This window comes from Micromonospora sp. NBC_01392 (assembly GCF_045040125.1).
Taxonomy (GTDB): Bacteria; Actinomycetota; Actinomycetes; order Mycobacteriales; family Micromonosporaceae; genus Micromonospora.
Genome location: NZ_CP109549.1, coordinates 2,485,597 through 2,506,571 on the forward strand (window position 1 = coordinate 2,485,597; position 20,975 = coordinate 2,506,571).

The window sequence follows — 20,975 nt, forward strand, 5'->3', positions numbered from 1 at the left end:
CCACAGGAATGAGGAACGATGCCGACCGACGTCCCCGAGACCGAGTCCGCCCCCGGGACCGACTACGCCTTCGACACCGGCGCCGCCGACGCGGTGCCCCAGCTGCACGCGCTCGAAGCCTTCCTCGACCCGATCACCACCGGCCGGCTCGCCGCGCCGCTGCTCGCCCCCGGCGTCCGGTGCTGGGAGGTCGGCGCCGGCGGCGGCTCGGTGGCCCGCGCCATGGCCGCCGCCGTCGGCCCGACCGGCCGGGTGCTCGCCACCGACCTCGACCTGACGCACCTGCGGCCGGCCGGCAACCTCGACGTCCGCCGGCACGACGTGCGCCGGGAGCCGCCGCCGGGGGACGGGTTCGACGTGATCCACGCCCGGTTGGTGCTGCTGCACCTGCCGGAGCGGCGCCGGGTCCTGCGCACGCTGGCCGGCGCGCTCGCCCCGGGTGGGTGGCTGGTGGTCGAGGAGTTCGACTGCACCGCGCCGCTGCGGGTGCTCACCGCGCCGAGCGACGACGCGGCGAAACTCTTCGCCCAGGTCACGGACGCGATGCTGAGCATCCTCCAGAGCCACGGCGCGGACCTGGCCTGGGCGCAGGACGTGCACGCCGAACTGGCCACCGCCGGCCTGGTCGACGTCGACACCGTCAGCCACGCGCAGAGCTGGGCGGGCGGCTCGCTCGGCATCTCGCTGTACGGCACGAACTCCCGTCAACTCGAACCGGAACTGCTCGACGCCGGGCTGTCGCCGGGCCAGCTCGACGCGTTCCGGCGGCTGCTGCGTGACCCCGGGTTCGCGGCGATGTCGTACCAGTTCGTGTCCAGCCGGGGCCGGCGTCCGGGTCCGGTGCGGCGGTGACGCGCGGGCCTCGGCGTAGCGGGCTCCCCGCCGAGGCCCGCGCCACCCGGTCTGGTGGTGCGGGTCGGCCTCGGCGGGTGCTTGGATGGACGGCATGCCCAACCCCGCGATCCTCACCGTCGACGACGACCCGGCCGTCTCCCGGGCGGTCGCCCGCGACATCCGGCGTCGCTACGGCGACCGTTACCGGGTGGTCCGGGCCGACTCCGCCGAGGCGGCGCTGGACGCGCTGCGCGAGTTGAAGCTGCGCGGCGAGCAGGTGGCGGTGCTGCTCGCCGACTACCGGATGCCGCAGATGAACGGCATCGAGTTCCTCGAGGCGGCGATGGACCTGTTCCCCGCCGCGCGCCGGGTCCTGCTCACCGCGTACGCCGACACCGACGCCGCGATCAACGCGATCAACGTGGTGGACCTCGACCACTACCTGCTCAAGCCGTGGCATCCGCCGGAGGAGAAGCTCTACCCGGTGCTGGACCAGCTCCTGGCGGCATGGACCGCGGAGGGCGCCACGACCACGCCCGAGCTGCGGGTGGTCGGGCACCGCTGGTCGGCGCCGTCGTTCACGGCGCGTGACTTCCTGGCCCGCAACCTGGTGCCGTTCCGCTGGGTGCTCGCCGACGAGCCGGAGGGCGCCGGGCTGCTCAGCGCCGCGGGCGTGACCGCTGACGACGTACCCCTGGTGGTGACCGCGGACGGCACGTCGCTGGTGCGGCCGACGACGGCCGACCTGGCCGCGCGGGTCGGCCTCGCCACCACGCCGGCCGCCGAGTTCTACGACCTGGTGGTGGTCGGCGCCGGCCCGGCCGGGCTGGGCGCGGCGGTCTACGGCGCCTCGGAGGGGTTGCGGACCGTGCTGATCGAGCGGCGGGCGACCGGCGGGCAGGCCGGGCAGAGCAGCCGGATCGAGAACTACCTCGGCTTCCCGGACGGCGTCTCCGGCGCCCAGCTCACCGACCGGGCCCGCCGGCAGGCGCTGCGGTTCGGCGCGGAGCTGCTCAGCGCGCGCGAGGTGGTGTCGCTGGAGAACGCGGGCGGCGCGCGGGTGCTGCGGTTCAGCGACGGCAGCAGCGTCGCCGCGCACACCGTGGTGCTGGCCACCGGCGTCTCCTACCGGATGCTGCCGGCGCCCGGGCTGGCCGAGCTGACCGGGCGTGGCTGCTTCTACGGCTCGGTGGCGAGCGAGGCGCCGAGCTGCTCCGGGGAGGACGTCTACATCGTCGGCGGGGCGAACTCGGCAGGCCAGGCCGCCGTGCACTTCTCCCGGTACGCCCGCCGGGTGCACCTGCTCATCCGCGGCGACGACCTGTCCCGGTCGATGTCCAGCTACCTGATCGACCAGATCGCCCGGATCGACGCCATCGAGGTGCACCCGTGCACCGAGGTGGTCGGCGGCGCCGGGCAGGAGCACCTGGAGCGGGTGACGCTGCGGGACATGCGCACCGGGGAGACGCGCGAGGTCGACACCTCGTGGCTGTTCGTCTTCATCGGCGCGGAACCGCACACCGACTGGCTCGACGGCGCGGTGGTCCGGGACCGTCGGGGCTTCGTGCTGACCGGGCCGGACCTCACCCGGGGCGGCCACCGGCCGGCCGGTTGGTCCCTGCCGCGCGACCCCTACCACCTGGAGTCCAGCATGCCGGGCGTGTTCGCCGCCGGGGACGTGCGGGCCGACTCGGTGAAGCGGGTCGCGTCGGCGGTGGGGGAGGGCGCGATGGCGGTCTCGCTGGTGCACCGGTACCTGGAGGCGCAATGAGTGCTGATCGGCTCAGCCCCGACGAGCTGCGCGGGCTGTTCCTGTTCGAGTCGCTGACCCCGGAGCAGCTCGCCCACCTGGCCGAGCACGGCCGGGTGGAACGGCGCCGCGCCGGCGAGGCGGTCTACGTCGAGGGCGAGCCGGCGAGCTGCTTCTACGTGCTGCTGGACGGCACCGTGGCGATGCACCAGCGGGTCCAGGGCGACGAGGTGGAGGTGAACCGCACCAGCCAGCGTGGCGTCTACGGCGGCGCCATGCAGGCGTACGTCGGCGACCCGGCCGAGCAGCGCTACCGCAACAGCCTGCGCGCGGTCACCGACTGCGCGGTGTTCGCGCTGCCCGCGGCGATCATCGCGGATGCCATGCGCGGCTGGTTCCCGATGGCCACCCACCTGCTGGAGGGGTTGTTCGTCGGGATGCGCAACACGCAGACCATCGTCGGTGAGCGGGAACGGCTGCTGGCGCTGGGCGCGCTCTCCGCCGGGCTCACCCACGAGCTGAACAATCCGGCGGCGGCGGCGGTCCGGGCCACGTCGGCGCTGCGCGGCCGGGTGGCGAAGATGCGGCACAAGCTCGCCATGATCGCCGACGGTCGGCTCGACGGGCGGCGCCTGCACGACCTGGTCGCGTTGCAGGAGGAGGCGGTGAAGCGGGCCGCCGCCGCGCCCACGCTGTCGCCGCTGGCGGCCAGCGACGCCGAGGACGAGCTGGCCGACTGGCTCGACGAGCACGGCGTACGCGGGGCCTGGGAGCTGGCCCCGACGCTGGTGGCCGGCGGGCTCGACACCGGCTGGCTGGCCCAGGTCGACGCCGCGGTCGGCGGCGACGACCTGGAGTCGGCGGTGCACTGGATCACCTACACCATCGACACCGAGCTGCTGATGGGCGAGATCGACGACGCGGTCACCCGGGTCTCCGGGCTGGTCGGCGCCGCGAAGCAGTACTCCCAGCTCGACCGCGCGCCCTTCCAGACGGTGGACGTGCACGAGCTGCTCGACGCCACGCTGGTGATGCTCCAGGCGAAGATCCCGGCGGGCGTGCGGGTGGTCCGGGAGTACGACCGGAGTCTGCCCACGGTGTCGGCGTACGCGGCCGAACTCAACCAGGTCTGGACGAACCTCATCGACAACGCGCTGGGCGCGATGGCCGGCGAGGGCACGTTGACGGTGCGCACCGGCCGCACCGACGAGCGGCTGACGGTGGAGATCGCCGACACCGGTCCGGGTATCCCACCGGCGGTCCGGCCGCGCATCTTCGAGCCGTTCTTCACCACCAAGGCGGTCGGCGAGGGCACCGGTCTCGGGTTGGACATCTCGTACCGGATCGTGGTCAACAAGCACCACGGCGACATCCGGGTCCGGTCGGAGCCCGGCGACACCCGGTTCACGGTGCTGCTGCCGCTCACGCCGGCCTGACCGGGCGCGGGTGTCCGGCCGACGTCGGCCGGGCGGCGAGGGTCAGAACAGCGTGGCCGGGCCGACCGGGACCGGCTCGGGCGGCGGCGCCAGCTCGGGCAGGCGGGCGCGGACCTGGTCGTGGAAGCGCCGGGCCAGCTCGGGGGCGTCCGCGTTGTCCGGCGTGTGCACGAACACGGTCGGCGAGCGGCCCTCGCGCAGCCAGCCGACGACCACGTCCAGCCACGGCTGCCAGCCCTCGACCGTCGCGGCCGGGTCGTCCCGGCCGAGATAGCGCACCACCGGCCGGTCGGTCAGCGCCCCGGTGCGCAGCGGCAGGCGCGGCTTGCGCGTCCACGCCTCCCGCTCCGCGTCGCTGGTCGGCGGCGTCCGGAAGAACGCGGTGGTGTCGAACGGGACCCACTCCGCGTCGGCCCGGCCGAGCATCCGCTCCAGCAGCCGGACCGCGTCGGGGTCGGTGAAGAAGGCGGGGTGTCGGACCTCGACCGCGTAGCGGTGGGTGGCGGGCAGGGTACGCAGGAACCGGTCGAGGTCGGGCACGTCGGTCGGGCCGAACGAGCCGGGCAGTTGCACCCAGAGCAGGTGTGCCCGCGGACCGAGCGGTTCCATCGCGTCCAGGAACGCCCCCAGCTCGGCCTCGCCGCCGGTGAGCCGGCGCTCGTGCGTGACCACCTTCGGCAGCTTCGCCAGGAAGCGGAACTCCGGGTCGGTCTGTTCCGCCCAGGACGCCACCGTCTCCCGGGCCGGGGTGGCGTAGAACGTGGTGTTGCCCTCGACCGCGTCGCACCAGCCGGCGTACGCGCGTAGCCGCTCACCGGCCGGCAGCGGGTGCGGCAGGAACCGGCCTGCCCAGGACCGGTGCGTCCACATGGCACACCCGACGTGCAGCCGCATCCGGCCTCCTCCCGCGCCGCGTCGGACGGGGACCGCCCGAGCCGGTGCCCACCGTATCCGGCTGGGACATCGGGCCGTATCTCGGCACCGGTCACCGTGCGTGACCTCGGCGGAGGAACAATCGGGTCCGAGTCGTTATACCTGAGCGTCATTTTTATGACTCTCAGGTATATCGCTTCACGCTCTGCGATGCCGCCGGCCCCGACCCGCCGGGAGCGGTCCAGTGGTTCGCGCCGGGCCCGGACCGGCGCGCGTCACGGCCGTTCCACCCGCGTCGGTTCGCCCCGGACCAGCTCGTCGTGGGTCCGCCAGCGGGCCGTCGCGCCGTCGCGCCGGGCGGCCTCGTCGTCCTCGGCGACCCGCCGGCGCAGCAGCTCGACCGCGATCCGACGGTTGAGGTGCAGGTGCCGTTCCGTGTCCACCACCACCGTGTGGCCGGACGGGCGGTGCGTCGCCCGGACGGCGGTGCTGGCCTTGTTCCGGTGCTGCCCGCCGGGCCCGCCGGTGCGGCAGGGCACGAACGCGACGTCGCGCTCGTGGAACGGCGTGGCTTCGGCGTCGGCCCGGTACGGGCGGGCGGTGACGTACCAGTTCTTGCGCCCGTGACCCGGCCGGTAGGGGCTGGGCGCCTGCCAGCAGAGCGTGCCGGTCCAGCCGGCGGCGAACGCCTCCGCGCCGGCGCCGGTGATCCGCAGCCGCACCGACCGCCAGGTGCCCGGCCGGTCACCCGGCACGCTCTCCACCCGGGTCGTGCCCAGGCGGTGCCGGGAGGCGTCGGCCTCCAGGCGGGACAGCAGCCGGGCCAGCGCCCACGCGCACTCCGCCGGCCCGCGCCCGGCGGACAGGAACAGCTCCGTCACCGCCGCCCCCGGCGGCGACCCGGCGCGACATCAGGCGTCTTGTAGGTGACCAGGGGCACCGTGGTGGTGACCGGGGTGGCCAGGTCGTGGGCCACCAGGTCGCCGATCACCTGCTCGATCCGCTTGTACGCGGTGGGCGCCTCCTCGAACAGCAGTTGCCGGTCGCCGCACACCACGATCGAGCCGACCGGCGTGCGGCGCAGCTCCTCGACGGTGTGCTTGGCCTTGCCCCGGCGCAGCGCGTCGGCGCGGGACATCTTCCGGCCGGCGCCGTGCGCCACCGAGTGGTTGGCGTCCGCGCCGGCATGCGCGGCCACCAGGTGGGACGGGGTGCCCCGGGTGCCGGCGACCAGCACGTCCCGGTCGTCGCCGGGGGCCGCGCCCTTGCGGTGCAGGTAGTGCCCGTCACGGATCTCCACCAGGTTGTGGCACTGGTCGACGACCGGCTCGGTGGGCTCGGCGCCCAGCGCGTACGCGACCCGGGCGGCCAGCAGCCGCCGGTTGAGCGAGCCCCACCGGACGGCGTCGTCGTGCCGGGCCAGGTAGGCGTCCGGATCGGGCGCGGGGCCGGCGCCGTGCGCCTCGGTGTGCTCGCGCAGGATGTGTTCGCCCAGCCCACGTGACCCGGAGTGCACCACCAGCACCAGGTCGCCGGTGGCCAGCCCGAGCCGCGCGGCGTGCTCCGGCGCGTCGAGCGCGCCGACGCGGGCCAGCTCGACGAAGTGGTTGCCCCGGCCGACCGTGCCGAGGCCGTCGAGGTGGCCGGCGGGCACGTCGCCGGTCAGCACCGACCAGGCCGGGTCGTCGGCGTCCCGTTCGGGGTGCAGCGCACGGTCCAGGTCGGGGAAGCGGGCGGCGAGCCGTTCCGGTACGGCCCGGCGCAGCGCGATCGGGAACACCGCGATGCCGCAGCCGATGTCGGAGCCGACCAGGAACGGGTAGAGCACTGTCGAGGCCATCGCGGCGCCGATCGGGGCGCCCTTGCCGGGGTGCAGGTCGGGCATGGCGGCGACGTGCGTCATGCCGTCCAGCGCGGCGACCTGGTGGCACTGGTCGAGTGCGGCGGACTCGATCCAACTGCCGGGGGAGGAGAAGACGGAGACGGAGGCAGGCACGGACCGTCACCCTCCCGGACCCCGCCGCGCCCGGCAACCGACTTTCGTCGACATCGGGTCACCGGCTCCATAGACTCCGGTCGTTCTGGTACCACGAGTCCAGGGAGGACCCACGTGTCGAGCGAAACCCGACCGCACGCCGCCCCGCTGCTGGCCCGCCTCGCCGGGGTGACGGTGGCCGCCGTCGCACTGGTCGCCGGCTCCGCCGTCGCCGCGACCGCGGCCCCGGCCGCCGACCCCGCACCGACCAAGGGGCCGTGCGCGTACACGCCGACGCCGGACGAGCCGGCGGCCCGGCCGGTGCCGCTGCCGCCGGACCCGCGCCGTACGCCGGACCGGGGCACGGTTCGGGTCACGCTGCGCACCAACCAGGGGCCGATCGGGCTGACCCTCGACCGCGAGCAGGCGCCGTGCACCGTGCAGAGCTTCCTGCACCTGACCCGGCACCGGTTCTACGACCGGACGCCCTGCCACCGGCTCACCGCGTACCCGACGCTGACGGTGCTCCAGTGCGGTGACCCGTCCGGCACCGGCGAGGGCGGCCCGGGTTACCGGTACCGCGACGAGCTGCCCACCGACCTGCCGCCTGCGCCGACCGACCCGACCGGCGTACGCCGCCTCTACGCCCGCGGCACGCTGGCCATGGCGAACGCCGGCCCGGACACCAACGGCAGCCAGTTCTTCCTGGTCCAGGCCGACTCGGCGCTGCGCCCGAACTACACCGTCTTCGGGCGCGTCGACGCGGCCGGGCTGGCCACGTTGGACCGGATCGCGGCCGGCGGCATCGCCGCCACGCCGGAGGACCCGGCGCCGGTGGACGGCGCGCCGGCCCAGCCGGTGGAGATCTGCCGGGCCAAGCGGGGTCGCTGACGGCGACGGCCCGGCGGAACGGCGGACGTCCCGCCGGGCCGCCGGGCGGCTGACGTCCCGCCAGGCCGCCCGGTAGCCTGCGGCGATGACGCACGAGCGGGAGATCACCGAGCCGGTCGACCTGTGCCGGCCGGACGGGCGGCTGAACCCGGCGGCGGTCGGGTGGAGCCGCCGTCCGCTGCACCGGTCGAACCTGCGCGGCTGGGGTCGGGCCAAGCGGTGGGAGCACTGGGGCGTGGTCACTCCGACGCACATCCTCGGCCTGGTCGCGTCCTCCCTGGACTATGCCGGCGTGCAGAGCCTCTACCTGCTCGACCGGCGGACCGGCCGGGAGACCGTCACCGAGGCGGTGGTCCCGTTCGCCCGGGGTGCCGTGTTGCCGCCGGTCAGCGGCGCGGGGGCGGTCCGGGCCCGCGGTGGCGGACTGGTCATCGAGGTGGACCAGGGACCCGACGGCAGCGCCATCCGGGCCACCGCGCCCGGCGTCGAGGTCGACCTCACGGTGCCGCTGCCACCGGGGCACGAGTCGCTCGGCGTGGTGGTGCCGTGGAGCACCCGCCGGTTCCAGTACACGGTCAAGGACGTGGGTCGCCCGGTGCACGGCACGCTGCGGGTGGACGGCACCGCGTACCCGGTGGGCGCGGAGTCGTTCGCGGCGCTGGACCACGGTCGCGGCAAGTGGCGGTACGCGGTGCGGTGGAACTGGGCGGCGGGCAGTGGGCCCGGCCGGGCGATCCAGCTCGGCGGGACGTGGACCGACGGGACCGGCTCGACCGAGAACGCGGTCTTCGTCGACGGACGGCTGCACAAGATCGGGGACGACCTCGCCTGGCGGTACGACCGGGCCGACTGGCTGCGGCCGTGGCGGATCACCGGCGACCGGGTGGACGTCACCTTCCACCCGTTCCACGAGCGGGTGGGGCGCACCAACCTGGTGGTGCTGGCCGGCGAGACCCACCAGTGCTTCGGGCACTTCACCGGCTGGGCCGCCACCGACGACGGTGCGCGGGTGGACCTCGACGGCCTGGTCGGCTGGGCCGAGGAGGCGCGTAACCGCTGGTGACACGCGTCCCCACCGGGTACGGCGGGGACGCGTGTCCGGGCGGTCAGGCCGGCAGCCGCCAGACCTGGTTGGCGCCGCCGAAGCAGTCCCAGATCTGCAACCGGGTGCCGTCGGCGGAGCTGTTGTCGGTGGCGTCCAGGCACCGGTTCGACACCGGGTTGCGCAGCGTGCCGTTGCTCTGCGCCTGCCAGACCTGCGCGCCGGTGCCGTTGCAGTCCCAGAGCTGGATCTTCGTGCCGTTCGCGGTGCCGGCGCTGGTCACGTCGAGGCACTTGCCCAGCGACCGCAGCGTGCCGTCGCCGCCCACGGTCCAGCTCTGCGCGGCGGTGCCGTTGCAGGTGTAGAGCTGGATCGCGGTGCCGTTGGCGGTGCCGGCGGCGGCGACGTCGACGCACTTGCCGCCGATGCCGGTGATCGGCCCGGTCCGCCCGGACGGCGGTGGGGTGGTGCCGCCGCCGGTGACCGTGTCGTAGATGGCGCTGACCAGCGACGTCGCGCCGGTGGTGTCCTGGGACAGCTCCCAGTTCATCATGCCGCCGGCGTTCGCCAGGGCCCACTGCGTCTTGCGCTTGACCGTCGGGATGCCGTTGTAGCACTGCTGCGCGCCGCCGGCCGTGGTGCAGTCCCGGTTGGCGTTGGCCGGGTCCATGCCGACCAGCGCGGCGTACGTGTAGTAGCCGGGCCGGCTGTAGAACGGCACGCCGAGCACCGCCTTGGCGGCGGGCAGGCCGCGCGCCTTCCACCCGTTCACGGCGGCGATCGACCAGTCGTAGTTGGCGTGCGGGCTGCCGCCGTCGTACGCCATGATGTTGAGCCAGTCGACCGCGCCGAAGACCGCGGTGGGTACGCCGTTGACGTAGTACCCCTCGGCGACCACGGCGGCGGTGAGCAGCTTGCCGCGGCTGTGCAGGGCGCTGCCGAGCTGCTGCATCAGCAGCGTGTAGTTGCTGGCGGACGCGCCCGGGTCGGGGTACTCCCAGTCGATGTCGACCCCGTCGAGGTTGTACTGGTTGACGAAGGCGACCACGTTGTTCACGAACGCCCCGCGGGCGCCGGAGTTGGCGGCGAGCGCCTCGAACGCGGAGTCGTCGCCGTCGTTCCAGCCGCCGATGGCGATGGAGACCTTGACGTTGTTGGCGTGCCCGAGCGAGACCAGCGAGGAGAGTTTGCTCGGGTTCTCCACCGCGCGCAGGCTGCCGTCGCCGTTGGGCAGCACGAAGGCGTAGTTGACGTGGGTGAGTTTGCCGTACTGGATGCTGGTGACGCTGCCGCTCCACGACGGCAGGTAGCCGACGCTCTTGAAACCGTTGGGCAGCACCACCGCCTCGGCGGCGGACGGGGTGAGAACGAGCGTCGCGGCGGCGGTGGCCAGCGCGAGCGCACCGGCGGCGAGGCGGCGCCGGAGGTGGGGTGTGGGCATCGAGGGCCTTCCCGGGGGACGGGGGCGGACAGGGGGTGTTCCTCGAGGTGGACCAAATATTAAAGACTATTAACTAAGCCGTCAACGACGGACTTCGATGAGTCAGGCGGCGTACGCGGAGAGTTGCGCGAGCTGTCCGGCCGGCCAGCCGGTGTTGCCGGTGAACCGCACCCGCAGGTACCGGACCGGGGTGGCGGTGAACGTCAGCGTCGCCTGGTTGCCGGTGGCCGGGTCGAACCGGACGCCGACCGGCCCGGTCAGCGTGGTGAACGTCGTGCCGTCCGTGCCGCCCTGCACCGAGAGCGTCTGGGTCCGCGCCTCCCAGCCGGCCGGCAGCGCGAGGAGCAGGCGGGCCGCCGGCCCGGTCGCGCCGAGGTCGACCTGCCACCACTGCGGAAACGCGCCGTTGGCCGACTCCCAGTACGTGCCCCGGTCGCCGTCGACCGCGTTGCCGGCGCCGAACGGCCCGTTCTGCTGGCTGCTCGCCGACGCCGGCCGGCCGGCCGCCAGGTCGCCGCCGGGCGGCTGCCCGCCCCCGGTCACCGGCGGCGTGGGCCGCACCGCCGTGAGCGCCAACTGGCCCTTGAGCATCCGGCCACCGTCGGCGGTGATCCGCAGGTAGTAGTCCGCCGAGCAGGCGGTGCCGTCCTCGTCGAGCGCCCGGATCCCGGTCCCGGCCGGGGTGGCCGCCGCCGTCTCGCTGGTCTTGGCGATCTGGTTGCCCTCGTTGAACTCGTCGAACATGGACACGTAGAGGCCCTGCGCGCCGAGCCGCACCATGTTGTAGAGGTGCCGCCAGTAGAAGTCGCCGTGCCGCCGGTGGCCGGCGGACAGGTCGCCCGGCATCACGCAGGGCTGGTAGTCGATGCCGTGCGCGGCGCAGTCGGCCAGGTCGGGCACGTTGACGTTGGCGTGGAACCAGTCCAGCCCGTCGAGCGTGCCGGTGCGCCCGACCATCCACGGCGACAGCATGTCGAACGCGTGGTAGACGTCGGCGAAACCGGGGCGGGAGTCGTTGATCCCCTGCCGCCAGTACGTCGGCACGCCACCGATGACGTAGCAGCCCTGCGCCTTGAGCCACCGCACCACGTCCAGGCAGGCGGCGGGCGCGAACGGCCGGCCGTCGTCGGCGAAGCCGAACCCCCACACGCAGACCACCGGCTTGCCGTTCTGCCGGGCGTACGCCGGTGAGGCGGTGTGCGCCGACATCTTCGTCGCCCAGTCCTCCTTGAGCTGCGACTGCATCGCCGTCCAGCCGGTCACGTCGTACATCACGTAGAACCTGCGGCCGAACCGCTCCGCCGCCGAGCGGACCTTCACCGCCATCGCGTCGCGGGTCGGCCCCTCGTCACCGAACGGGTTGAACCGTTGTAGCGCCGCGGTGTCGCAGCCGTACTCCCGCATCCAGCGGAAGTGGGTGTCCACGGTCTGCTGGTCGTAGGAGGAGAAGAGCGTGGCCGGCCGGCCGTCGCCGAGGTTCGGGTAGGCGGTGGGGTAGCCGCGGTCGTACTCCCGCATGTCCGGCCAGGACACGATCGTGGTGTTCGCCGGCGAGGGGGACTGGAACCGGTCCCGGCTCCAGTGCCACCAGCCGCCGATCGGGGCGCCGTCGCCGGGGCAACTGAACCAGCCCTGGTAGCCGACGGAGACCTTGCCGACCACGTCGCCGGGGGGACTGGCGGCGGCTGCGGGGGTGGGGGAGAGCGCGAGGTCGGGCAGCGCGGCGAGCGCGGACCCGGCCACCACGGACCGGATCAGGGTACGGCGGGTGGGCGCCATGCGGACCGCTCCTTCGAGGGGGAGGAAGAAATTGACGGTCATCATGGCAGTGCGCGACATGGAACTGCAATACTCGGACAGATCGATGAAACAAGCAGCGTGAAGGGCGGCCCGCCGGTGGCGGACCGCCCCTCGATCGTGCGTCGGTCAGGCGACCGAGGCCGGGAACCGCTCCCAGACCCGGTGCGCCGCCATCAGTCGCTGCACCGACTCCAGCGCCTCGGCGCCGGAGCCCCCGGTCACCACGCCCGGCGAACCGGCCACCCCGGTCAGTCGCAGCACCTCGGCGCCGGCGCCCCACGCGCCGATCGCCTTGGCGTGCCGCCACGCCTCCTCGACCAGCAGCGACACCCGCGGGTCGACGGCGGTCGCACCCGGCGCGCCGGCCTTGGCGTCCCGCGCCGGCAACGCGTCCGGCGCCGGCGCCGGGGCGCCGGCCAGCAGGACCGCGTCGAACTCGACGGAACGGGCGGTGGCGAACGTACGCTGCACCGGCAGCCCGCCCACCGTGCCGCCGTGCGCGGCGATCAGCAGCGGCACCATGCCGGCCGAGAACACCGCGCGCTGGACCTGCGCGACGTCGTCGAGGTCACCGTCGGCGTCGACCACGATGCCCACCATCCGGCCGTCGGCCGGCCACTCCCGGCCGACCTGGGACAGCGCCGGGCTGGGCTGCACCTCGGCCAGCGGCACGGTCGGCTGCGGCGCGGGCAGCCCCAGGCCGGTGGCGACCTGCTCGCAGAGCGCCGGGTCGATGTTGGCCAGGCACTGGAGCTGCCGCTCCTTGATCGCCTGGTGGTAGCACTTGCCCAGCTCGAACGTGTACGCCCGGACGATGTGCTCCTTCTCCACCGGCGACATGCTCGCCCAGAAGAGCCGGACCTGGCTGTAGTGGTCGTCGAAGGAGGCCGGCGCGGCCCGGACCTTCGGCGCCTCGGCCACCGTCACCGGCACGTCGACGAACGCGTGCTCCCGGTCACCGGCCGGGAACGGGTTGCCGCCGTCGAGCGAGTTCGGCCGGTAGGGCGCCACCCCGGCGTGCACCGCCTGCTGGTGGAAGCCGTCCCGGAGCATGTCGTTGACGTCGGCGTGCGGCCGGTTGATCGGGATCTGGGTGAAGTTCGGCCCGGCCAGCCGGGTGAGCTGGGTGTCCAGGTACGAGAAGAGCCGACCCTGCAACAGCGGGTCATTGGTGACGTCGATGCCCGGCGGCAGGTGCCCCAGGTGGAACGCCACCTGCTCGGTCTCGGCGAAGAAGTTGCGCGGCGTCTGGTTGAGGGTGAGCGTGCCGATCGCCTGCACCGGCGCCAGCTCCTCCGGCACGATCTTCGTCGGGTCGAGCAGGTCGATCCCGGCGAACGTCTCCTCCGGCGTGTCCGGGAAGACCTGGATGCCCAGCTCCCACTGCGGGTACGCGCCGGCCTCGATGGCGTCGTACAGGTCGCGGCGGTGGAAGTCCGGGTCGATGCCGTTGATCAGCTGCGCCTCCTCCCACTCCAGCGAGTGCACCCCGAGCTTCGGCTTCCAGTGGAACTTGACGAGCACCGTCGCGCCGGCGTCGTCGACCAGGCGGAACGTGTGCACGCCGAAGCCCTCCATGGTCCGGTAGGACCGCGGGATGCCCCGGTCGGACATGTTCCAGATGGTGTGGTGCTGCGCCTCGGTGTGCAGCGAGACGAAGTCCCAGAACGTGTCGTGCGCGCTCTGTGCCTGCGGGATCTCCCGGTCCGGGTGCGGCTTGGCGGCGTGGATGATGTCCGGGAACTTGATCGCGTCCTGGATGAAGAAGACCGGCATGTTGTTGCCGACCAGGTCGAACGTGCCCTCGTCGGTGTAGAACTTGGTGGCGAAGCCCCGGGTGTCGCGGACCGTGTCCGCCGAGCCGCGCGAGCCCAGCACGGTCGAGAAGCGGACGAAGACCGGCGTCTCGCGCCCCTTCTTCAGGAAGCCGGCGCGGGTGACCTGCTCGGCCGCGCCGTTGGCGACGAAGACACCGTGCGCGCCGGCGCCGCGGGCGTGCACCACCCGCTCCGGGATCCGCTCGTGGTCGAAGTGCATGATCTTCTCGCGCAGGTGATGGTCCTGGAGCAGCACCGGGCCGCGCGGGCCGGCCTTGAGCGAGTGGTCGGTGTCGCGCAGCCGGGCGCCGTTGGCGGTGGTGAGGTACGCCCCCTGCTGCCCCTTGGCGATCTTCGGCACACCGGTCTCCGCGCCGGTCGGGGTACGCGTGTCCGGCGCGCCCTGCTCGTCCTTGGGCGGCAGCGGGCCGTGCGGCGCGGTCGGCTCCTCGAGCGATGGTGGGGCGCTGCCCGGCGCACCCGGTACGTCCGGCGTCAGCGCCTCGCCGACCTTCTCGGCAGCGGCCTCGACGACACCCTTGACGACCTGGGCGGGCTTGCTGGATTCCATCAGGACCTGTCCTCCGTTGCGGTGAAATGACCAGGCCCCTCCGGCCCTACCCCCGACGGGGCGGGACAAACAAGGATCACCCGGACGGAGTGGTCAGCGGTGCGGCACGACCACCGCGGTCACCACCAGCCCGCGCTCCACCAGCCAACGGCCGTCGAGCACCTCCAACGGCGGCCCGCCGTCGGTCCGCGCGCCGTCGACCAGCACCCGGGCGGCGAACCGGCCGGCCGGGTCCAGCGTCAGCTCCGCCTCCTCGAAGCCGAGCCACCGGCTGGTCAACGGGTACCACGCCTTGTAGACGGACTCCTTCGCGCTGAACAGCAGCCGGTCCCAGTGCACGCCCGCGTCGGCGGCGCGCAGCCCGGCCAGGTGCGCCGGCTCGCCGGCGACGGTGACCGCGTCGGCCACCCCCTCGGGCAGCGGCCCGTGCGGCTCGGCGTCGATGCCCAGCCCGGCCAGCGCGGCGGCCGGGGCCACCACCGCCGCCCGGTATCCGGCGCAGTGGGTGATGCTGCCCACCACGCCGGCCGGCCAGAGTGGCTCCCGCCGGGGGCCGGGGCGGATCGGGGCCGGCGGGTACCCGAGCCGGGCCAGCGCCTCCCGCGCGCAGCGCCGGGCGGTGACGAACTCCTGACGGCGGCTGGCCACCGCGCGGGCCACCAGGTCCTCCTCCCCGGGGTACGGCTCGTCGCCGGCCCGGTCGGCGAACGCCTCGACGGCCACCGCCGCCGGCGGCAGCAACGCCTCGATCACGGGGTGCCGCCGAGGATCCGCCGCATCGGGCGCGGCTCGTCGCCCCGGCGGCCCCACTCCCGCGGGTAGCCCAGCGACACCTCCTCGAACCGCACCCCGTCGTAGTGGGTGGTGCGGGGGATGTGCAGGTGACCGTAGACCGCGACGGCGGCCCGGTGCCGCACGTGCCAGTCGGCGCTGCGCACGGTGCCGCACCACTGCGCGAACTCCGGGAACCAGAGCACGTCGGTGGGCTGGCGGACCAGCGGCCAGTGGTTGATCAACACGGTCGGCAGCGCCGGGTCGGTCGCCGCCAGCCGCCGCTCGGTCGCCGCCAGCCGCGCCCAGCACCACGACTCCCGGTCCGGGTACGGGTCGGGATGCAGCAGCATCTCGTCGGTGCACACCACCCCGGACTCGTACGCCACCCGCAGCGACTCCTCCTTGGTGGACGTGCCCGGGGCGCGGAACGAGTAGTCGTAGAGCAGGAACAGCGGGGCCACGGTGACCGGCCCGCCCTCGCCCCGCCACACCGGATAGTCGTCCTCCGGGGTGAGCACGCCCAGCCCCCGGCACATGGCGACGAGCGCCTCGTAGCGCGCCACCCCGCGCAGCGTCACCGGGTCGGTGGGATGGGTCCACAGCTCGTGGTTGCCGGGCACCCAGAGCACCCGGGCGAACCGGTCGCGGAGCTGCGCCAACGTCCGCTCGATGTCGGCGAACAGCTCACCGACGTCGCCGGCCACGATCAGCCAGTCGTCCGCCGACTCCGGTCGCAGGCCGTCCACCACCGCCCGGTTCTCCGGGTACGACACGTGGAGATCACTGACCGCGTACAGCGCACCCGTCATTCGGCCGATCTTGCCAGCGACGGTCCCGAATGGCCAGGCGCGGGACGGCGGTGTTCAGCCGATCAGGTCGGCGACCCGGTCGACGGCGCGCAGCAGCTCCCGCGCGATGCCCGGCTCGGCCGCCGAGTGGCCCGCGTCCGGCACGATCCGCAGCTCCGCCTCCGGCCACCGGCGGGCCAGGTCGTACGCGGACACCGGCGGGCAGCACAGGTCGTAGCGGCCGTTGACGATCACGGCCGGCAGGTGGCGGATCCGGTCCACGCCGTCGAGCAGTTGGCCCTCGGTGAGGAAGCCGCCGTGCAGCGCGTAGTGCGACAGGATCCGGGCGATCGGCAACGCCCGCTCGTCGGCGGTGAAGTGTTCGAGCACCGCCGGGTCGGGTCGCAGCGAGGAGTTCACCGCCTCCCACCGCCCCCAGGAGCGCGCGCAGGCCCGCGCCACGTCGGCGTCCGGGCCGTGCAACCGCCGGTGGTAGGCGGCCAGCACATCGTCGCGTTCGGCCGGCGGGATCGGGGCGACGAACCGCGCCCACTCCTCGGGCTGGAGGTGCCGCAGGCCGCCCTGGTAGAACCAGTCCCGCTCGCTGCGCCGCAGCAGCAGCACGCCGCGCAGCACCAGGCCGGTCACCCGGTCCGGGTGCGCCTGCGCGTACGCCAGGCCGAGCGTGACGCCCCACGAGCCGCCGAACACCAGCCACCTGTCGATGCCGAGCCGCTGCCGGATGGTCTCCAGGTCGGCCACCAGGTGCCCGGTGGTGTTGGCCCGCAGCTCGCCGAACGGGGTGCTGCGGCCCGCGCCGCGCTGGTCGAACAGCACCGCGCGGTAGCGCCCGGGATCGAAGAACCGCCGCGCCGCCGGCACCAGACCGCCGCCGGGCCCGCCGTGCAGGAACACCACGGGTACGCCGTCCGTCCGGCCGACCTCCTCCACGTGCAGGACGTGGCCGTCACCGACCGGGACCCGGTGGGTGGCGTACGGCTCGACGGGCGGGTGGAGGGCGACTCCGGTCATGCCCGGTGATTCTGCCCGCCCGACCCGCGTCGCGTGGGCCCGCTCAGCAGGCGACGTTGCCGCCGAGGTTGTCGAGCAGCGCGTCGGCGACCCAGCCCGAGACACCGGTGGTGGTGTCCCGCAGGTAGGTCCAGGTGTAGGTGGTGTGCCCGTTCGCGCTGACCCGGTCGCCGCTGGCGAAGCAGTGGAAGTCGACGTTGTGGCTGAGCTGGCCGTAGCCCAGGGAACCGCAGGTGGTGTGCGGGCCGCTGCGGATGTTGACGTTGGTGGCGTTGAAGAGCTGGCCGAACTTGGTGTCCACGTTGGAGTGGGAGTGGCTGCAGCTCGCGCTGGCCGGCGCCGCCGCGCCCACCACCGCGACCCCCGCCGCGGCGACGGTCAGGAGCGCCGCCGCGCCGATCGAGGATGCCTTCCGCATGTCGAACCCCCGAAGTCGAGGCGGCAAATTGATCCACATATTTGCATATCGCAAACGCGGGTGGCAAGGGCGCCGGCCGGTGGCCCTGACCGTCAGGCCGGGGCGCGGACGCCGGTGTCCGGCCCGGTGGTCTCCGCCTCGGGCACCGCGCGGGGCGCCGACGCCCGCACCGCGAACGCGTCGAAGCTCGGCCCGTCCAGCCGCTCGATGAACGGCTCGGCGCGCGGCCGGTCGACGTCGTCCCGCTCGGCCTCCGCGCGCCCGGCCCGGGGCCGGTCGTTCTCGTCCCGCTCGACCTCCGCCCGGTCGACGTCCGCCCGGTCGGTGTCGGTCCGCTCGACCGGCACCGACTCGGTCGCCGCCGTGACGGTCCCCATCAGTCGGGCCGCCACCTGCGGATACTCGGCGGTCTCGCCACCACCCGCGGCAGCCGCCATCACCGCCGCCGCGGCCAGGTCCGCCACCCGCTTGGCCTCCCGCTGCACCCGGGCCCGCGTCTCCTTGGCGTGCTGCTCGGCCAGCTCCGCCGCGCGCCGCGCCTCGTCCAGCCGCCTGGTCTCGGCGGTCAGGTCCCGGCGTACGCCGACCAGCCGTTCCTCCAGCTCGGCACCGGCCCGCTCGATCGTGGTGATCTCCCCACGGGCCTGCTCCAACTGCTTGCCGACGGTCTCCAGCTCGCTCTTGAGCTGGGTCAACGCCTCCTGCCGCTGCTGGATCTCCCGCTGCACGGCGGTGAGCTGCACCTGGTGCGCCGCGGTCTCCTCGTCGGCCCGCTCACGCACCTCGGTGGCGTACTGCTGGGCCTCGGCGACCAGCGCGGCGATGTCCCGCTCGGCGGCCGTCGCCCGGTCGGCCAACTCCTGCTCGGCCGCGGCCCGCCGCTCGTCCAGCTCGCGGGCCATGGTCGCCTGCCACTGGGCCAGCTCCTGCTGGGCCTTGCTCCGGTTGGCCTGCACCTCCTGCTGGATCTGGGTGCGGGCGGCCTTCACCAGCGCCTCGGACGCGGACCGGGCCTGCTCGACCTGCTGCGTGGTCTGCTCGCTGATCCGCTTCGCCTCCTGCTGGGCCCGGTCGTGCACGGCCTGACCCTCGGCGCGCAGCTTCTCCGCCAGCTCCCGGACCGCGGCCAGCTCCGCCTGCGCGGCGACCCGGCGCTCCTCGTCGGCCCGCTCCTGCTCGGCCCGGCGGCCGGACAGCTCCTCCTCCAGCTCGCGCCGGTCCCGGGCGGCCTGCTCCTGGGCCGCGGTCAGCACCCGCTCGGCCTGGGCCTGGAAGTCGTCGGCGCGCTTGGTGGCCATCTCGGTGATCTGGCCGGCCTGCTTCTCGGCCAGGTCGAGGATCTGGTCGACCATCGGGCCGAGGTCGCGGAACGACGCCCGGTCCACCGCCGTCGGACGGTCCCGCAGCTCGACCGTCTCGGCCTGCGCCCGCTGCACCTGCGTGGTCAGGTCACGGATCTGCGCGTACGCCCGGTCCCGGGCGGCGGTCAACGCGCCGATCTCGCCGTCCATCTGCTCGACGTACCGGTCGACCTGCCGTTTGTCGTAGCCGCGCAGCGCCGGGTCGAACCGCGGTCGCGCGGACACGTCGTCGTGGGGTGCGAACGGTTCCTCACCGTTGGACATGCGCCATCCTCCGTCGGTTCGCCAGCGCCAGGCCGCGGGGCACGATGAGGCGCAACGGTACCGTGTGCGCGCGCGGCGCTCGCCCCGCCCCGCCCCCGGCCCGCCGGTCGGTCCGACGGTCAGACCGGGAAGTGCGGATTCCCCGCCGTCAGGCGGATGGTGAAACCGTCGGCGTCCCGGTGGTGCGTCACGTGGTCGCAACTCTGGTGGCTGATCCACAACCCCAGGCCACCCTCGGTGCCGTCACCGGCCGGCAGCAGCCCGGCGTACGGGTCCTTGGGGCCGGCGCCCCGGTCGTGGACGCTCACCACCATCCGGTCCGCCGCGCACCACAACCGCAGGCGCACCGGCGGCGTCCCGTGCCGCGTCGCGTTGCACACCACCTCGCTGACGGCCATCACCAGGTCCTCGACGCCGTCGGGCGGAAGGTGCCCCGGGTCGGCGGCGCGTACCGCCTCGCGGGCGTGGGCCGGCGTCGGGTCGGTCAGCTCGACCAGCGGCGTGGTGTGCTGAACCGGGTCCAGCGGGGCCGGCGGGCACTCGGCCAGATAGGTCGACGGCTCGGTGTAGGCGCCGGTCGCCTCGTGACCGCCGTCCGGCCGGGCGATCCGCGGATGGGTGCGCATCACGTCGGCCAGCACGCGCGGCGACGCCACCCGCCGGTCGTAGGCGCAGATGCCCCAGAGCGGGAAACCGTCGTAGGCGTGGTTGATCGCCGACTCGTAGCGGGCCCACGCGTCCCAGGTGGCGCCGAGCAGCGCCGGCGGCAGCTCGCCGACCATCCGGAGCTGCGCCCGGCCCAGCGTGGCCGAACCGAGCCACTCCCGATAGGCCCGGATCGCCGCGGCGGGCCGGGCGTAGACGCCCCCGCCGGGCAGGAAGGCGACGTCCGCGCCGACGGGCAACGCCCGGCGCACCAGCTCGGCGTGCGGCGCGTCCAGGCTCACCGCGACGCGTTCGCCGGCCTCGATGCCGCCCAGCAGGAACGGCAGCGCCACGGCCAGCAACTCCTCGTCGGAGTCGTAGAGGAGCGCCTCGTGGAAGTAGCCCACGTGGCCGGCCGCCGCGCCGGTCCTCACCGGACCACCTCCACCCGTACCCCGGTCAGGCCCAGCAGCTCGACCAGCCGGGCCGCGGCCGGCCGGCGGGTGCGCAGCACCGCGACCGCGTCGTGCCGACGGGCGTGGTCGCGCAGGTGCAGCAGGCTGCGGTGGTCGACGAAGCGCAGCCGGGTCGCGTCGAACACCAGCCGCCCGGCCGTCGGGCGCGGATCGGCCCGCTCCAGCGCGGCGGCGAAGAGCCGGTGGGCGGTCGGGTCCAGCTCGCCGCCGAGCGCCACCACCGCGTCACCGCCGCCGGCGTACAACCGGAACGGCACGCCGGTGTTGGTCTCCGGATGCATGCAGGCCAGCTCCGCGATCGCCGCGTCGCCGAGCACCCGCCGGTCGTAGGCGCAGACCGCCGACATCGGCCGGTGCCGCAGCCAGTGGTCGATGCGGTGCTCGTAGCGGGCGAAGGCGTCGCGCTGCGCGACGGTGCGGACCAGGCTGGTCGCCTCGGCCAGCACCCGCAGGCCGGTGTGGCCGGCGGCCAGGGCGTCGGAGGTGGCCCGCACGTACGCCTGCACCTGCCGCTCCGGGTCGACGACCTCGTCGTGTCGGTAGGCGTGGCCGACCGGGAACAGCCGCGCCGCGCCGCGTCGCCGCGCGGCCTCGAAGCCGGGCACCGAGCCCAGTCGCCGGGCCATGGTGTCGGCCTCCTCCGGGCCGACCAGCCAGACCTGCTCGCCCGCGGCGAGACCGGTGGTGACCTGCTCGACCGCCCAGGCGTGGAACACCGCCGGGTCGTCGTAGGCGAGGCAGGCATGGCCGTGGCGCGGGTCCGTCAGGCCCCCGTCGATCACCGGCT

Annotated in this window: 18 protein-coding genes; 5 read left to right on the forward strand and 13 right to left on the reverse strand. The window is 74.2% G+C overall.

What is annotated here, in order from left to right:
- Nucleotides 1-18: 18 nt before the first annotated feature.
- From OG767_RS11405 to OG767_RS11415, 3 genes are all read left to right on the forward strand, one after another.
- Entirely contained in the window at nt 19-852 is an 834-nt protein-coding gene (locus tag OG767_RS11405) for a class I SAM-dependent methyltransferase (RefSeq protein WP_405093376.1), read from the forward strand.
- A gap of 85 nt (nt 853-937) precedes the next feature.
- On the forward strand, nt 938-2,605 hold the full coding sequence (locus OG767_RS11410) for an FAD-dependent oxidoreductase (protein WP_405093377.1): 1,668 nt from the start codon (nt 938-940) through the stop codon (nt 2,603-2,605).
- A complete protein-coding gene (locus OG767_RS11415) occupies nt 2,602-4,020 on the forward strand; it encodes an ATP-binding protein (RefSeq protein ID WP_405093378.1) in 1,419 nt (472 codons plus the stop codon). Before OG767_RS11410 ends, OG767_RS11415 begins: the two co-directional genes overlap by 4 nt.
- A gap of 42 nt (nt 4,021-4,062) precedes the next feature.
- On the opposite strand, the gene OG767_RS11420 is transcribed toward OG767_RS11415, so the two are convergent.
- From OG767_RS11420 to OG767_RS11430, 3 genes are all read right to left on the reverse strand, one after another.
- Entirely contained in the window at nt 4,063-4,890 is an 828-nt protein-coding gene (locus OG767_RS11420) for a DUF72 domain-containing protein (RefSeq protein WP_405094194.1), read from the reverse strand.
- Between the two features lie 278 nt (nt 4,891-5,168).
- Nucleotides 5,169-5,774: a peptide chain release factor H gene (gene prfH, locus OG767_RS11425; protein ID WP_405093379.1), complete on the reverse strand. Its 606-nt coding sequence runs from the start codon at nt 5,772-5,774 to the stop codon at nt 5,169-5,171.
- Entirely contained in the window at nt 5,771-6,889 is a 1,119-nt protein-coding gene (locus OG767_RS11430) for an RNA ligase RtcB family protein (RefSeq protein WP_405093380.1), read from the reverse strand. Before OG767_RS11430 ends, prfH begins: the two co-directional genes overlap by 4 nt.
- Before the next feature lie 114 nt (nt 6,890-7,003).
- On the opposite strand from OG767_RS11430, the gene OG767_RS11435 reads away from it, so the two are divergent.
- Nucleotides 7,004-7,759 (forward strand): peptidylprolyl isomerase, encoded by a 756-nt coding sequence (locus tag OG767_RS11435; protein WP_405093381.1) that lies wholly within the window; start codon nt 7,004-7,006, stop codon nt 7,757-7,759.
- Nucleotides 7,760-7,844: 85 nt separating this feature from the next.
- Entirely contained in the window at nt 7,845-8,822 is a 978-nt protein-coding gene (locus OG767_RS11440) for a DUF2804 domain-containing protein (RefSeq protein ID WP_343442418.1), read from the forward strand.
- Between the two features lie 43 nt (nt 8,823-8,865).
- On the opposite strand, the gene OG767_RS11445 is transcribed toward OG767_RS11440, so the two are convergent.
- The 10 genes from OG767_RS11445 to OG767_RS11490 form a co-directional block, all read right to left on the reverse strand.
- Nucleotides 8,866-10,242: a glycosyl hydrolase family 18 protein gene (locus tag OG767_RS11445; RefSeq protein ID WP_405093382.1), complete on the reverse strand. Its 1,377-nt coding sequence runs from the start codon at nt 10,240-10,242 to the stop codon at nt 8,866-8,868.
- A 102-nt stretch (nt 10,243-10,344) separates the two neighbouring features.
- Nucleotides 10,345-12,021 (reverse strand): discoidin domain-containing protein, encoded by a 1,677-nt coding sequence (locus OG767_RS11450; RefSeq protein ID WP_405093383.1) that lies wholly within the window; start codon nt 12,019-12,021, stop codon nt 10,345-10,347.
- 147 nt (nt 12,022-12,168) lie between these two features.
- Nucleotides 12,169-14,430 (reverse strand): catalase, encoded by a 2,262-nt coding sequence (locus tag OG767_RS11455; protein WP_405093384.1) that lies wholly within the window; start codon nt 14,428-14,430, stop codon nt 12,169-12,171.
- A 93-nt stretch (nt 14,431-14,523) separates the two neighbouring features.
- Nucleotides 14,524-15,183 (reverse strand): 4'-phosphopantetheinyl transferase, encoded by a 660-nt coding sequence (locus tag OG767_RS11460; protein WP_405093385.1) that lies wholly within the window; start codon nt 15,181-15,183, stop codon nt 14,524-14,526.
- A complete protein-coding gene (locus OG767_RS11465) occupies nt 15,180-16,013 on the reverse strand; it encodes a metallophosphoesterase family protein (RefSeq protein WP_405093386.1) in 834 nt (277 codons plus the stop codon). Before OG767_RS11465 ends, OG767_RS11460 begins: the two co-directional genes overlap by 4 nt.
- Before the next feature lie 54 nt (nt 16,014-16,067).
- A complete protein-coding gene (pip, locus tag OG767_RS11470; protein ID WP_405093387.1) occupies nt 16,068-17,024 on the reverse strand; it encodes a prolyl aminopeptidase in 957 nt (318 codons plus the stop codon).
- Nucleotides 17,025-17,067: 43 nt separating this feature from the next.
- Nucleotides 17,068-17,442 (reverse strand): hypothetical protein, encoded by a 375-nt coding sequence (locus OG767_RS11475; RefSeq protein ID WP_357303829.1) that lies wholly within the window; start codon nt 17,440-17,442, stop codon nt 17,068-17,070.
- Between the two features lie 92 nt (nt 17,443-17,534).
- The gene (locus OG767_RS11480) at nt 17,535-19,067 is read right to left on the reverse strand and encodes a hypothetical protein (RefSeq protein WP_405093388.1); all 1,533 of its coding nucleotides are present in this window, start codon (nt 19,065-19,067) and stop codon (nt 17,535-17,537) included.
- Between the two features lie 119 nt (nt 19,068-19,186).
- Nucleotides 19,187-20,146 carry an anti-sigma factor RsbA family regulatory protein gene (locus tag OG767_RS11485; RefSeq protein WP_405093389.1) on the reverse strand — a complete coding sequence of 320 codons (960 nt, stop codon included), beginning with the start codon at nt 20,144-20,146 and terminating at the stop codon, nt 19,187-19,189.
- Nucleotides 20,143-20,970 carry an MEDS domain-containing protein gene (locus OG767_RS11490; RefSeq protein ID WP_405093390.1) on the reverse strand — a complete coding sequence of 276 codons (828 nt, stop codon included), beginning with the start codon at nt 20,968-20,970 and terminating at the stop codon, nt 20,143-20,145. The genes OG767_RS11485 and OG767_RS11490 overlap by 4 nt, the downstream gene beginning before the upstream one ends.
- Nucleotides 20,971-20,975: the final 5 nt, after the last annotated feature.